Genomic DNA, 13,337 nt, shown 5'->3' with positions numbered 1-13,337 from the left:
CACAGGCACTTGTACGCGAGCCGCCCGCCGCAATCAAAGGCCCGCAGCCAGTTCGTCGCGCCAACTCGTAATCGGGCGCCGGCTCACGCTTTTGCTAGTCCCTTTCAACACTTCGAATTCTGTGCTTCCGTCGGTTCGCGTGAACCGGATATCGAATATCTGCGCGCCTACCTTGAGGTTTCGCAAGGTCAGCGTGTCGATCCAGGGGGGCAGCACCGGGTCGACGTACAGTTGCCTGCGCGGCGCGTCGGGCTGAAGACCCAGGATCGCATACACGAGCGAAAAAATCGATCCCGCGGCCCATGCCTGCGGCACATTTGCGCGCATGTACTGCACCGGAAAGCTCGCCTCCGTGCGCTGGAGGCCTGCAAATAGCTCGGGTAACTGGTTCAGCGCGAAATAGCCGCCTGCATCGCAGATGTCTTTCGCGATCCGTCCTGCCTCGTCGGCAAAACCATAACGCTTGAACCCTTCGGCGATGAGTCCGTTGTCATGCGGCCACACGGCGCCCTTCTGATAAGAATGCGGATTGAAGGCCGGATGTTTCGACGACAGTGTGCGCACGCCCCATCCGCTATACATGTCCGGCTTCAAGAGTCTTTGCACTACTCGGCTCGCGCGCTCGGGCGGAACGATTCCCGACCACAAACAGTGGCCCGGATTGGAGGCGATGCTCATCACCCGTTGCTTGTCGCCATCGAGGCACAGTGCGTAGAAACCAGTGCGTTCGTCCCAGAACGCGTCATTGAATCGCTCGTACAAGTCGGCGGCTTTGGCGCGCAGCCTGGATGCACGGCGCTTCTCATCGAGCAGGTCGTAGACCGCGGCCATACGAAGCCATGCGTCATACACGTAGCCTTGCAGCTCGCAGAGCGCCTTCGGTCCTTTGACGAGCATGCCGTCGGGGTACACCACGGCATCACCGGCATCTTTCCAGCTCTGGTTTTTCAGGCCGTTCGTCGAACGCGTCTCGTACTCCTGGAACCCGTCGCCGTCACGATCGCCATAGTTGTCGATCCATTTCAGGCACCGTTCGGCATTGGGCAGATGACGGATCAGCAATTCACGGTCGCCGGTGCAACACCATGCGGTATGGAGCACGATCAGATACAAAGCCGTCGCGTCCGCGGTTCCGTAGTACGGCGTATGAGGAACGAGTCCAAGCTTCGCCAGCTCGCCCCGACGCAGCTCGTGCATGATTTTGCCCGGCTCGCCGTCACGAAAGTCGTCACGCTTCGTGGCTTGTCGTGCGCCGAGCGCTGCAAGCGTGCCGCGCGCGAACCCCGAGTAAATCAGCGCCGTCTGCAGCGAGGTGATCAGACTGTCACGTCCGAACAGCGCGACGAACCACGGCAAGCCCGCTGCGGGAATCATTAGACGCCTGCCATTGACGTGCTCCGGCACGCGCAACGCCGCGACATCATCGGTAGCCTGACGAAACAGACGGTTGAAGGTTTCGTTGCTGCACTCGAGCGACGGAATCGCGCGTTTCCATTGTTCGAGCCGCTTTCCTTCGGGCGACAGTTCGCCGGCCGCGCCGCAGCGCTGCGGCGCGCGTACGGCCCGGCCGTCATCGTCGATGTCGTACTTCAAGCAACAATGCCAACGCGCGCCGGGTCGCAAGCTCACACCAAATGTGATCCGGCCGTTTGCATAAGCGCCTCGCGTGTGGCTATCGTGCACGCTCAGACTGATGCCACGGCCAAAGTGCCCATTCTGGTAACTGGTCTTCAGGTGTTGCGTGTGCTCATTCCAGGTGGTCACGACACGACCGCGACGAACCACATGCCCGGCCTTGACTTCGAAGATGTCCGCGAAATCGCTACGCACCGCGATCTCCAGATTGAACGACACCGTATGCAGGCCGTGATTGGTCATGTCGATGTCCTCGTGGACTCCACCGCCGACATGACGGGTCAGAATCAGGCTGACCGTATGTTCCTCGATGAGCCCGTCCTCGCTGTCGAGCGAACGATTCGCGAGACACGCCCGCATCAAAAAGGACTGCAGCGCTCCCGAGCTGAGCAGATCCCAAGGCTCGCCATTGGCGAAGATCGTCCAGTTGCTGATAAGACGCGTGTCCTGGAAATACAGACCCTTGCGCGACCCGCTGATGATCTGCCCGTCCGGCTGCGTGAGCAGGACCGTATGCCCCTGATGGATGGCAATCTGCGGCGGGCCAATCCTTACCTCGAGCGACATGTCAGTGCCCTCTAAACGACCAGGCGAAATTGCGCATTGCACTCAGGCTTCCACATGGATGTTTCGGAACCTTCATGTGATTAGAGACAGCAACACTCGCGCCGCCTTCACTCAGGAAAGGTACGGGGTGCACCGCGCGTGTTCGGGACCGCGTTATGCTGCCGGCCTCCATTCAAATCGGAGAGGTGGTGGTTGCCTTGCTCATCACCGTTGTCGGTGTACCGATCGCAGACGATCGGGCTCGTCGTGCTCCACCGGAAAACGCCGCGCGTAAATCGGGGCTATGGAGGAGGTGGGCAGTGGGATATCAGCGCACATCAAAGTCTGCGACAAAAATTCCCGCTGAAGCCCATTCCACCGTCGCACTACGCGCTACCAAATATCACAAAGTTTGACGCAACCGGTTGTCGCCGCAAATCCAATCGATTTGCGGAAACACAATGTCTGCTCGAAACCCGCAGCTCAATGGTCCGCTTCGCCAGTGCGCCGACCGCCCGCCAGCCGCTGTAGTGCGCGGTTGCTCAGGTAGTTGCATGTTCGAGAGCATCTTGCGCCGCTGTATCGAGGAGCGGTCTGCGCGCCGGGCTCGGGGGCCAGCTATCGCCCCACTCAGCCGGTATGCGCCGAATTTGCGCGACAGTGAAGCAGTTGCCGGAGGATGACCCAGCGCGTGACGACGAACCCGAGCGCCGCGGTGTACACGGCTTTCAGAATAACGAATCCGGCAAAAGAAAGCCCGGCGGACCCTAGCAAAAGGAACGTCGCGGACATGAGTGCGGTGATCACGGCGGCGGCAACAACACCGATCACCAGCCCGAAAGACCAGGCTTTGCTTGGCAAATGCGCGAGCACGCCGCTCTCCGCGAAGACCGTGTCGCTCCCTGTGAGCCGACCGGCGCGAAACTCCCCGCGCGCCGCCGGTGTGACAAACAGGGATACCAGCAGCGACAGCACGACGGACGTCACTGCGATATCGATGATGATGCCACTGTCTCCGAAGAGCGGCACGAATGCCATCCGCCGATTGCCGAGCCACGTAATAGCCGGGTTGAGCACGGCATTAATGACGGCGCAGGCCGCGCCTTGTGCGCGGATATAGGATTGGACAGGCTGCATCATCTTTCCACGCAGGTTAAAGCCGTCCTTGGCGCTGAGCTGAGCCGAATCCAGCTGCCTGTCCAGGCCGTTTTCCATGCTAGCGGTCAGGAGTATACTGCTCCCAAATTCGCGGCAGAGGAATGCTGAACATGAGTTGCGATTTTGAAGCATTGTTTGGCGAGATAGTGGGGAGAGGAGCGCAAGCCACGGTGTATGCGAAGGGAGAGCACGCGGTAAAACTGTATCGCGAAGGTTATCCAAAGAGGAACGTCTTCAGCGAAGCGTACATCATGGCGAATCTGGAGCTCGTGAATTTCCCCGGGCCGATGATTTACGAAATACTCCTCGTAGACGGGCGATATGGTTTACGCATGGACCGGGTAAAAGGCGAAGTGATGTCGGAGGAGTTCCGCGATCCGGCGCGCCGCGATCCGGTGCGATGTAAAGACACGCTGGATGTTCTTGTGGCTCTCCAGTGCCGCTTGCAAAAGTATGACAAGACTGGGTGGATGCCGGATCTCAAACAGCGTTTTCACGACGACTTGGTGATTAACGACAGGCTTTCCGCTGATCTCAAGAAAAACCTCCTGGGGGTTCTGGGCGGTCTGCCGGATGGTCAGGCGTTATGTCACTGCGATTTTCATGCGGGCAACGTTTTTTTTGACGGCGCGAAGTACACGGTTATCGATCTGCTCCAGGTCAGCAGGGGCGATCCGGCGGCGGATGCCGCTTGCTCGTATGTAGCGTGGAGTTTTACCGGTACGGAAATCGCCGAATACTATTTGAACAGGTATTGCGGTGAATCAGGGATTTCCGAGAAAAGCGTTCGGCAGTGGCTCAGGGTGTATGCTGGAACGCTGTTGGGACAAGTGCCTGAAAAATTTACACCGATTATAGAACGGTTCATCGCGGGTTCGTGATGGCGCGCAGCTGTACCCCGAATCGTTTCGCTTTCGGGTCTACCTGTAGAGACCAGTGGCATGAGCCTGCGCGCAGGGATGTACACGCGGTCGTAAGTCATCCCATTTCACGGATATCCACAGACATCACATATTGATCGGCTTCGCGCCTGCCACATTAACCTGCGTGTGTTCGGCCGGCATCAAACTGAGCTTTTTACAGCCATCCTCTCGGCCATCCACGCTTTCAGCGCCTTCACACCTGGTTGAAGCTCGTCCGCATCGGGGTGTACGAGATAGTATCCCTCGCACAACGGCAACGCTTTTCCAAACGGCTCCACAAGCGAACCCGCAGCAAGCTCGCCTTCCACCAGAATCGCACTGGTCAGGACGACCCCTTGCGCACGCACCGCGGCGTCGATCGCCATCAACGACTGGTCGAACTCAATGCCGACGATCGCCTCGATCTGCTCATCGGCAAGATTGCTGAATCGTGTCAACCACGCCCTCCAATGAGGATGCAGCGTGTTGTGAAGCAGCGTCGCGGACTGGAGGTCTTCGGGCCGCTTCAATCTTAACTTTTTCGCGTAAGCCGGACTGCAGAATGCTCGCGCTTCGTCGGTACACAGAAGTTGCACGGCAAGCCGCGGGTCGACGCCATCGAAGTGCCGGACCGCGAGATCGACGGCATCGAGCTCGAAATCGACCATTGTGGCGGATGTGGAGAGACTGAGCGCGAGCCCCGGATGCGCCTGCAGCAAGTCTGCCATTCGCGGGGCAAACCACTTTGCGGCAAAACTCGGCGGCATCGAAATCCTCAGATTTTTATTTTGACGTTCCCGCAACCGGCGGCTCGCATACACGATCTCCGTGAGTGCGGGCTGGATTCGCGCGAAATATGCGCGACCTTCAGGAGTCGGAGTCACCTGCCGTATCTGCCGTACAAACAGGGCGACGCCCAACCATTCCTCGAGCTTCTGGATTTGCTGGCCCACTGCTCCGGGCGTCACGCTCAGTTCCTCGGCCGCCCGAGTAAAACTCTCCAAGCGCATCGCAGCTTCCATTGCCACCAAGGCTTTCATCGGTGGAATGAGCTTCATGGCATAGTTTTCCTATAGCATCGGCAAGTTTAAATCATTTGTACCGCATCGTCGGCGTGACCACAATGAAGAAACGAAACTTTCTTCGAGCTCGCCAAAATGAACCCCGCCTACCTCGCCTTCGCTGCTCTCGGCCTCATCTGGGGCACTAACTTCGTGTTCATGAAATGGGCGAGCGTTGACCTATCGGCGTCCCAGATCGTCTTTCTCCGGACCTTGTTCGGCTTCCTTCCTATTCTCGCCCTGGCCCTGATCAGGGGTGAGCTGAAATGGCGGCATCTGCGCCATGCACATCATTTCCTCGTGATGTCCCTGCTTGCCACCGTGGTCTACTACTACGCATTCGCGAAGGGAGCGGCACTGCTGCTCTCCAGTGTGGCGGGCATGCTAAGTGGAGCAATCCCGCTATTTTCTTTCGTCGCCGCGTGGGCACTTTTGCGCCAGGAGCGTCCAACTGCGCGGATGATCGTAGGCATTGGGTGCGGCTTCCTTGGCGTGTTGACGATCGCGCAGCCATGGAATGCGCATGGAAGTGGCGTGAGTTTGGTCGGTGTCTTTTATATGGCCGCCGGTTCGCTCAGCGTCGGATGCTCGTTCGTGTACGCACGACGGTTTCTTTTCGATCTGGACCTTTCGCCACTGGCGCTTTCAACCTGGCAAATCGGCTTCGCACTGGTCTTGCTGAGTTGCGTCACGGAATTCCATGGCATGGGCCGCGTGACGGATGACGCACGAGCGGCGCTTGGTCTTGTCATGGGGCTCGGGCTGTCAGGGACGGGAATCGCCTACATCCTGTATTACTTCATCGTCGGACGGCTCGGCGCAGTCGCGGCTTCCAGCGTGACGTATATCCCGCCTGTCATTGCGTTACTGCTGGGATTATCGATCGGTCACGAACCGATGCGGCCACTCGATCTGATCGCGATGGCGGCCATTCTCGCAGGAGTCTACCTGCTCCAGAAACGGCCGGGTGCGAAGCCAGTTACCGCACCACAGACTCGATCGGCAATCGGTTGAGCGCGGTCGCGATGACCGGAACACTGTCAGTCTGGTCGTTTGATTTGTTTGGGGACTTCGATGAAACCGCCGACCTCCTCCCGCCCCAATCAGGCGAAATTCTGGTACGAGCCGTCGTTCGCCGGCTCGGAATTGCTGCGGGCCGCATACCGCACGCACCGGTTCCCTCCTCACGCGCATGATGAATTCGCTTTCGGCGTGATCGAACGCGGCGCGCAAGCCTGGCTGGACGGACATGGGAGGCGCGTCATCATGCCTGAAGGCACGATCTGTGTGATCAATCCAGGCCACTTGCATGAAGGCCGCCCAGCTACCGAGGGCGGGTGGGACTACCGGATGATCTACATGCCTGCAACGGGCCTCACAGGCCTGCTCAGGGAAGAAATCGAGAATTTCTCGGGGACCTTGTACTTCCCCGCGACCGTCATAAACGATCCCCAGACAATGGCGCTGATACGGGAGGCACATGTCTGTTCTGAGTCGAATGACGCCACACAACTCGAGAAGACGTCACGCCTCGCAACGGCGGTCGCACAACTGGTGCGACGTCACGGGCAGATGTCCCACCCGATACCACGACTGGCCACGATTCCGGGGGCAGTGAAGCGCGCCCGCGAATATATCGACGCGCATATCGCAGAAAATCCAACACTGGACATCATTTCGCAGGCCGCCGGCATGAGTCCCTTTCACCTGCTTCGCGCATTCAAAGAGGCGATTGGCGTAGCGCCTCATGCTTACCTGGTCCAACGACGCGTAGAGATGGCAAGACATCTTCTTCTGAAGGGCCACCCGTTGCGGCAGGTCGCAATCGCCGCCGGATATTACGACCAGGGGCATCTGAGCCGGGAATTCCGTCGATTTTTTGGCGTCCCACCTGGCGTAGCGCGCCAGTGATATTCGCAAGTTTGTCCAAATCCAGGGCGGATAGCCAGCGCACTATCTGGTGACCGCATGCCTCTCTCATGGAGCCAAAGATGATTGATCTGCGCAGCGATACCTGTAGCCAGCCGACCGACGCAATGCGTCAGGCGATGGCGTCCGCGGCTGTGGGCGACGACGTCTACGGAGACGATCCGACCGTCAAGGAACTGGAGCGTGAAGTTGCAGCCCTTCTCGGAAAAGAAGATGCCGTATACATGGTCACGGGCACCATGACGAACCAGGTCGCAATCCGGGCCCATACGGAACCAGGCGATGCGGTCTTGTTCGACCAGCACGCGCACGTTTATATCCTCGAAGGCGGCGCGCCGGCTGCCTTCTCTGGCGTACTGCCTCGCCTTCTTGCCGGCGTTCGGGGAGTCTTCTCGCCCAAAGACGTTCTCGATGCACTGGGTAGCCCACATCGTTTCTTCCCCAGTACGATACCGGCCCCCATCAAGCTGCTTTGCCTGGAGAATACCCACAACATTGGCGGTGGAAAAATCTGGCCGATTGACCGGCTTGCGAATGTTTGCGATGTCGCGCGATCGAAGGGAATCGCATTGCATCTGGACGGCGCACGCTTGTGGCACGCGAGCGCAGCGACCCACATTCCCGAGCGCGAATATGCGAAGCACTTTGATACCGTCAGCGTGTGCTTCTCCAAGGCGCTGGGCGCTCCAATCGGATCAGCACTCGCCGGCCCCCGCGACTTCATCGCCCGGGCACGTCGTTTCAAGCAACAGATCGGCGGCGGGTTCCGGCAGGCAGGCATCATTGCTGCCGGCGCGCTCTATGGGCTACGCAACCATCGCGAACGCCTGCAAGAGGACCATGAGCAGGCACGGCTGCTTGCGAACGGGATCGCCGGACTACCCGGCATCTCGCTTGACGTTGCAACAGTGGAAACCAACATCGTCCGGTTTGGGATCTCATCGCTTCCGGCCGGCGAATTCGTTGATCAGCTGTACGCAAGGGGACTCTATGTGCTGCCATCCGGTGCAGACGGCGTCCGCGCCATCCCTTATCTCAACATTTCGCGTCAGCAGATCCTGGAAGCAATCGACATCATTGCGTCCGTCGCTGAGGAACACGCCACTACCGCGAACAAATCGACGTACGCGGTCGGCGTCCAGAAAGGAGCCGTGTACTAGCCGCCAATAGAAACGTGAACGCCTGCCCGGCGCTGTTGCGGAGCATGCAATTCGGTTGCCGACTCAGAAAGTGCCAATGCTCCCGACTTGTTTTCGACGCGACTGACGTCGCATTCCATATGTCCCGATGCACCGCTTGATGGAGTTCCAGATGCCCACCTATCTCGTCTCAGCAGCTGCAAACCGTCTGACCGCACAGATGAAGCAGGACATTGCTTCCCGTATCACTGAATCGCACAGCGGGGCCACAGGCGCCCAGGGCTTTTTTGCCCAGGTCATCTTTCAGGATATCTCCCAGGGCAATCATTTTCTCGGCGGACAGCCGCTGAACGCCGATCATATTTTTGTCCACGGGCATATCCGTGCCGGACGGACGGCGGATCAGAAGCGGCGACTCCTGGACGCCATCGTGAGTGCGATCGCAGATGCAGCCAGGACGCAGAGCCGCTACGTCTGGGTATACCTTTCCGAGCTGCCTCCATCACAGATGGTCGAATACGGCAAAGTCCTTCCTGAGCCAGGGCGCGAGGCCCAGTGGCTTGACGCGTTGTCAACTGAAGACAAGGCGTACCTCCTCGGTCGCGGCTAACCATCTCCTAAGCAACGCTGACACTTCTGGCTTCATTTCATATTGATGATCAAATGGAAGACAACCGCTTTCCCCAATCGCCATCTCGCCGTCGCCTTGTTGGCGCAGCGGCCGCGACCATCGCTGCAGGGTCATTGAGCAGGCTCACTTTCGCGGACACGGATCAGGCAATTACCAAAATTGTCGAACCGGGGAACGGCGACAAGAGCGCGATTCGCGCACTGCGCGTGCACGTTCCCGAACCACAACTCATCGACCTGCGGCGACGCATCAAGGCAACCCGGTGGGCCGAGCGCGAAACGGTCACCGATGACTCGCAAGGCGTGCCGCTTGCGATGATTCAGGAACTCGCGCGATATTGGGCGACCGATTACGACTGGCGCCAATGCGAGGCAAGACTGAACGCGCTGCCGAATTACGTAACCGAAATCGACGGGCTGGATATTCACTTCATCCACGTTCGCTCGAAACACGACGATGCAATGCCGCTCATCGTCACGCACGGATGGCCAGGCTCGGTCATCGAGCAGCTCAAGGTTATTGACCCTCTTACCAATCCCACGGCATATGGCGCGAGCGCCTCAGATGCTTTTCATCTGGTGATTCCGTCGTTGCCCGGCTACGGATTTTCCGGCAAGCCCACCACGCCAGACTGGGGCGTCGAGCACACCGCACGTGCCTGGGTCGTTTTGATGAAGCGCCTGGGCTACGCAAAATTTGCATCGCAAGGCGGCGATCTGGGTGGGATAGTTTCGAACGTTATGGCCAGGCAGGCGCCTCCGGAGTTGCTGGGCATTCACACCAACTTCCCCGCAACGATTCCTCCGGAGATCGTCAAGGCACTGCAAGCGGGCGATCCGCCTCCCGCCAACCTCGGAGAAGAAGAACGACTTGCGTATGGGCAGTTGAGTGCGTTGTCCAAACGGCGCGCCTACGCGGTGGAGATGGGCACTCGCCCGCAAACGCTCTACGGCCTGGCGGACTCCCCGGTCGCGCTAGCAGGCTGGCTGCTTGACCATCCCGACGGATATGGGCAGCCTGCGGCGGCACTCACGTCGGCCGTGTATGGGCGAACAATCAACGATCACCTGGCGGGTACCGTGACGCTGGACGACGTGCTCGACGACATCACGCTTTACTGGCTGACGAACACGGGAGTTTCCGCAGCCCGCTTCTATTGGGCGTCGCAGTTCAACTTTTATGCAGCCGTAGGCGCTACCGTGCCCGCTGCCGTGAGTGCCTTTCCTGGCGAAAACTATCAGGCCCCACGCAGCTGGTCGGAACGCGCGTACCACAACCTCATTTACTACAACAGACCCGACAAGGGTGGCCACTTTGCGGCGTGGGAGCAACCGCACCTGTTTGCGCAGGAGGTACGCGCGGGTTTGAGACCCTTGCGCAAAGCGTAGGAACTTCGCACCACTAGCGCGCTCTCCGCTCAATTCAACGAAACCAGGTTATCGACTTTTACCAGTATTTAGTACTACATTTTTATATGACTTACGCTTTCGCGACAATCAAATGCAGGGTTGACTCGGGCGTGCTGTTTGCGGCGATCGACAATCCTCCGATGAACCTCATCGACCCCTCTCTGGTACGCGATCTGGTCGACATGCTCGATCAGCTGGAGCACGACGAAAACATTGGCGTCGTCGTTTTTTCAAGCGCTGACCCAGAGTTCTTTATTCCGCACGTCGACATCACGCGCGTGCCGGAATACACCGGCGAAGCCGCCAGGATAGGCGGACCAGCGAGCGGTGGACTGGGTGGCTTGCTGCGGCGTCTTAGCGACGCACGCCCGGTGACAATTGCACAGGTTGCCGGGTACGCAAGAGGCGCAGGTAGTGAATTTGCGCTCGCATGCGACATGACCTTTGCGTCTCGTGAGCGTGCCGTATTCGGCCAGTTCGAAGCCGGTGTCGGATCGTTACCCGGTGCGGGTGCAATTCAACATCTGTCGCGCCTGCTAGGCCGCAACCGGACGATGGAGGCCATCCTGTCAGGCCACGACTACGGCGCTGTCCTGGCAGAGCGCTATGGCTGGATCAACCGGGCCTTGCCTCATGACGAGTTGGCGCCCTTCGTCGAAAGGCTGGCGAAGCGATTGGCCGGCTTCCCCCGAACGGCATTAGTGCGCAACAAGCGTCGCATCAATGACGTCACACTTCCCCCGCTTGCGGATGTGCGGCACGATGCCGCGTTGTTCCAGCAATCCGTGCAAGAACCTGCAGTACGCACTCGTCTCGAGGAGCTCGTTGCGGGTGGAATGCAGACCCGAAGCGAACTCGAGCGCAATTTCGGCGATGCGCTGCTGGGCCTTGGCAGCTGACTGGCGATGTTTGAGCGAATCGGCATATGTGGCTCGAGCTTCACGGGCGGTCACGCGCTCGTATTGGGTGCCACTGACCGCAGAATCAAGGCTGTCGTCGCACAGATTCCCACCATCAGTGGATACGCTTCCGGCCTGCGACGTGTATCGGCCGACAAGCTACCTGAACTTCATGAGCGTCTGGCAGAAGACGACCGTTCCCGTTTGCGTGGTGACGGACCGATCTACCAAAAAGTCGCGAGCCACGACACAAGCGATCCGGCCGTGTACTACAACAAGGCGATCGTCGATTTTTACCTGCAGGACCTGTCGGAAGGCTCCTGGGAAAACCGCATTACGTTGCGTTCGATACTCAACGCGCGAATGTACGAGCCAGGACACTGGATCGATCGCATATCGCCTACGCCACTCCTGATGGTGGTGGCGAAGGACGACACCATCGCTCCGACGGACCTGGCGCTGGCTGCCTATGAGAAGGCGCTCGAACCCAAGAAGCTGGCCCTCGTCGAAGGTGACCACTGCGATCCATACCTTGACCAATTCGAGGCATCTTCGACAGCCGCCCTTGAGTGGTTCATTCAGTATCTTCGGCCAGACTCCCGTGCTTAGTAGACCGACCTCGAGGGGACAAATTATGCCCAGCAAAAGCTATCCAGATTCAGCCGCCCGCCGCCGATTTTTCAGTGTGGCAGCGGCGACGGCCGCGGGGACGCTGCTTCCGTTCGATTTTGCCCAGACAAGTCAGGCCGCAACCGAGGCCACGATTCAATCCAGCGGTCAAACTAGCCGTATCCATCCCTTTCGTGTTCACTTCTCCGACGTGGAGCTCACGGAACTGCGAAGGCGCATCAGGATGACGAGGTGGCCGGACCGCGAGACGGTCCAGGACGATTCACAAGGCGTGCGACTTGCGATGATGCAGGAGCTCGCACACCATTGGGCGACGGACTACGATTGGCGCAAGTGCGAAGCAAAGCTCAATGCGTTACCCCAGTATGTCACTGAGATAGATGGGCTCGATATTCATTTCATTCACGTTCGATCAAGGCATGAAAATGCACTACCTCTCATCGTCACGCACGGCTGGCCAGGGTCGATAGTCGAGCAGTTGAAGATCATCGGTCCGCTTGTCAATCCAACGGCATTTGGGGGGAGTGCATCGGATGCATTCAATATCGTGATCCCGTCTCTTCCCGGATATGGTTTTTCAGCAAAGCCAACCACCGCGGGCTGGGGTCCAGAGCGTATCGCGCGGGCGTGGGTCGAGTTGATGACGCGGCTTGGATACACCCGCTTTGTGTCGCAAGGCGGCGATTGGGGTGCCATCGTTTCGAATGTGATGGCGAAACAGGCGCCTCCAGAACTGCTGGGCATTCATGTCAACCTGCCGGCTACTGTGCCTCCCGAAATTTCAAAAGCGCTCCAGAATGGCAGTCCGCCACCGGCAAGTCTTTCATCCGATGAAAAGCTCGCGTATGAGCAGTTGGGCAATCTGTACTCCAGGCATCTTGGCTATGCCCTTGAAATGAAGACACGCCCGCAGACGCTTTATGGATTGGCGGATTCGCCCATTGCCCTCGCGGCATGGCTTCTTGACCACGGTGACGGCTATGCCCAGCCAGCGACGACACTCACCTCCGCCGTGCTAGACCGTACAGAGGATGGCCATTCCGCAGGAGAACTGACGCGTGACGATGTCCTCGACAACATCACCTTGTATTGGCTGACGAACACCGGGATTTCATCCGCACGGATTTATTGGGAGAGTCACCTACGGGCACTCGATGCGGCTGACGTTTCCATCCCGGCTGCCGTGACGGTCTTTCCGGGAGAGCTTTATCAGGCCCCCAGAAGCTGGACCGAGCAGGCATACCACAAGCTCAACTACTACAGCAGGCCGGCATACGGCGGACACTTTGCGGCGTGGGAGCAGCCGCAACTGTTTGCAGAGGAAGTTCGCGCGGGGTTTCGACACTTGCGCACGTAATCAGCGTATTTGCTGCAACACAGTTTGTCTTGCCAATCTCT

General features: G+C 58.9%; 12 protein-coding genes. 9 read left to right on the top strand and 3 right to left on the bottom strand.

The features are described from left to right. Positions 1 to 33: 33 nt before the first annotated feature. Positions 34 to 2,202: a glycogen debranching N-terminal domain-containing protein gene (locus AB3X96_RS27330; protein ID WP_368592181.1), complete on the bottom strand. Its 2,169-nt coding sequence runs from the start codon at positions 2,200 to 2,202 to the stop codon at positions 34 to 36. A 609-nt stretch (positions 2,203 to 2,811) separates the two neighbouring features. Further along, on the bottom strand, positions 2,812 to 3,396 hold the full coding sequence (locus AB3X96_RS27325; protein ID WP_368592180.1) for a hypothetical protein: 585 nt from the start codon (positions 3,394 to 3,396) through the stop codon (positions 2,812 to 2,814). Positions 3,397 to 3,449: 53 nt separating this feature from the next. On the opposite strand from AB3X96_RS27325, the gene AB3X96_RS27320 reads away from it, so the two are divergent. Continuing rightward, entirely contained in the window at positions 3,450 to 4,220 is a 771-nt protein-coding gene (locus tag AB3X96_RS27320) for a phosphotransferase (RefSeq protein ID WP_368592179.1), read from the top strand. Positions 4,221 to 4,402: 182 nt separating this feature from the next. Here AB3X96_RS27320 and AB3X96_RS27315 read toward each other — a convergent pair whose 3' ends face one another. Then, positions 4,403 to 5,299 carry a LysR substrate-binding domain-containing protein gene (locus tag AB3X96_RS27315; RefSeq protein ID WP_368592178.1) on the bottom strand — a complete coding sequence of 299 codons (897 nt, stop codon included), beginning with the start codon at positions 5,297 to 5,299 and terminating at the stop codon, positions 4,403 to 4,405. Between the two features lie 99 nt (positions 5,300 to 5,398). Between AB3X96_RS27315 and AB3X96_RS27310 the strand changes: the two genes are divergently transcribed. The 8 genes from AB3X96_RS27310 (at position 5,399) to AB3X96_RS27275 (ending at position 13,296) form a co-directional block, all read left to right on the top strand. Next, the gene (locus AB3X96_RS27310) at positions 5,399 to 6,316 is read left to right on the top strand and encodes a DMT family transporter (protein ID WP_368592177.1); all 918 of its coding nucleotides are present in this window, start codon (positions 5,399 to 5,401) and stop codon (positions 6,314 to 6,316) included. Positions 6,317 to 6,376: 60 nt separating this feature from the next. Continuing rightward, on the top strand, positions 6,377 to 7,213 hold the full coding sequence (locus AB3X96_RS27305; RefSeq protein ID WP_368592176.1) for an AraC family ligand binding domain-containing protein: 837 nt from the start codon (positions 6,377 to 6,379) through the stop codon (positions 7,211 to 7,213). 80 nt (positions 7,214 to 7,293) lie between these two features. Next, positions 7,294 to 8,391: a low specificity L-threonine aldolase gene (locus AB3X96_RS27300; RefSeq protein ID WP_368592175.1), complete on the top strand. Its 1,098-nt coding sequence runs from the start codon at positions 7,294 to 7,296 to the stop codon at positions 8,389 to 8,391. Between the two features lie 151 nt (positions 8,392 to 8,542). Continuing rightward, on the top strand, positions 8,543 to 8,980 hold the full coding sequence (locus tag AB3X96_RS27295; RefSeq protein ID WP_368592174.1) for a tautomerase family protein: 438 nt from the start codon (positions 8,543 to 8,545) through the stop codon (positions 8,978 to 8,980). A gap of 53 nt (positions 8,981 to 9,033) precedes the next feature. Next, positions 9,034 to 10,389 (top strand): epoxide hydrolase family protein, encoded by a 1,356-nt coding sequence (locus tag AB3X96_RS27290; protein ID WP_368592173.1) that lies wholly within the window; start codon positions 9,034 to 9,036, stop codon positions 10,387 to 10,389. Between the two features lie 86 nt (positions 10,390 to 10,475). After that, positions 10,476 to 11,309, top strand: coding sequence for an enoyl-CoA hydratase/isomerase family protein (locus AB3X96_RS27285; RefSeq protein ID WP_368592172.1), 834 nt, complete (start codon positions 10,476 to 10,478; stop codon positions 11,307 to 11,309). Between the two features lie 6 nt (positions 11,310 to 11,315). Further along, on the top strand, positions 11,316 to 11,918 hold the full coding sequence (locus tag AB3X96_RS27280; RefSeq protein ID WP_368592171.1) for an alpha/beta hydrolase: 603 nt from the start codon (positions 11,316 to 11,318) through the stop codon (positions 11,916 to 11,918). A 25-nt stretch (positions 11,919 to 11,943) separates the two neighbouring features. Next, positions 11,944 to 13,296: an epoxide hydrolase family protein gene (locus AB3X96_RS27275; protein ID WP_368592170.1), complete on the top strand. Its 1,353-nt coding sequence runs from the start codon at positions 11,944 to 11,946 to the stop codon at positions 13,294 to 13,296. Positions 13,297 to 13,337: the final 41 nt, after the last annotated feature.

It is taken from the genome of Paraburkholderia sp. BR13439, assembly GCF_040948805.1.
In the GTDB taxonomy this organism is placed as follows: Bacteria; Pseudomonadota; Gammaproteobacteria; order Burkholderiales; family Burkholderiaceae; genus Paraburkholderia; species Paraburkholderia youngii.
The sequence above is the reverse complement of the archived record's forward strand: the minus strand, read 5'-3'. Positions and strand labels throughout refer to the sequence as shown.